We start from the raw sequence: 936 nt of genomic DNA, 5'->3' as shown, positions 1-936 counted from the left end.
CACGTGCCGTACAAGGGCGCCGCGCCGGTCATCAACGACGTCATGGGCAACCAGGTGTCGGGTTTCTTCGGTGACGTGCCGGGCCTGATCGGCCACATCCAGGGCGGCAAGCTCAAGCCGCTGGGCATTGCCGCGCCCACGCGCCACCCGCTGTTGCCCGACGTGAAGACGCTGGCCGAGCAGGGCATCACCGGGGTCGAGTCCAACAACTGGTATGGCATCGTGGCGCCCGCCACCACGCCGGCCGCCACGGTGGACAAGCTGAACCAGGCGCTGCGCGCCACGCTGGACAACGCCGCCGTGCGCGCCAAGCTGGAGAAATTCGGCGCCCAGGCCGCGCCCAGCACGCCGCAGGAACTGGCCGCGCTGATCGCCGCCGACCGCGAGAAGTGGACCGCGCTGATCCAGCGCAAGAACATTCGCCCGGAGTAAGCCATGGATGCCTGCCGAGTCACCCCGGTGGCGCCGGGCACGCGCCCGGCCCTGGCCGACATCGAATCGCGCATCGCGGCCGCGCGCGGCCGCATCTCGCCCCTGTACCAGGTGCTGCTGAACAGCCCCGCCGTGGTGCAGGGCTGGGAAGCGATGCTGACCGCCATCCGCCTGAACACGTCGCTGTCGCCGCGGGTGCGCGAGCTGATCATCCTGCGCGTGGCGACCCTGAACAACGCGCCCTATGAGTTCGACGCCCACGTGCCGCACGCACTGGCGGCGGGCATGCCGGTTGCTGTGGTGGAACAGCTGCGCGCAGGCCCGGCGGTGGCGGCCGTGACGGGCCTGGAAGCGGGTGAAGCCGACGTCCTGGCCCTGACCGATGCGATGACGCGCGACATCGAGGTGCCGGACGCATTGTTCGCACCGCTGCGCGCGCGGTACAACGACCAGGAACTGGTCGAACTGACCGCCACGGTCGCGGCCTACAACATGGTGTCGCGC

At 70.3% G+C, this 936-nt stretch carries 2 protein-coding genes; both read left to right on the top strand.

Going from position 1 to position 936, the window contains the following annotated elements:
* Nucleotides 1-432 (top strand): tripartite tricarboxylate transporter substrate binding protein (locus tag U858_RS0133180; protein ID WP_025141365.1); only part of this gene is annotated, 432 nt, incomplete at its 5' end.
* 3 nt (nucleotides 433-435) lie between these two features.
* Nucleotides 436-936: carboxymuconolactone decarboxylase family protein (locus U858_RS0133175; protein WP_025141364.1), on the top strand; the 501-nt coding region annotated here is incomplete at its 3' end.

The organism is Achromobacter sp. DH1f (assembly GCF_000633435.1).
Classification (GTDB): domain Bacteria; phylum Pseudomonadota; class Gammaproteobacteria; order Burkholderiales; family Burkholderiaceae_B; genus Achromobacter; species Achromobacter deleyi.
Note: the sequence above shows the minus strand (reverse complement) of the source record. Positions and strands in the feature narration are given on the sequence as shown.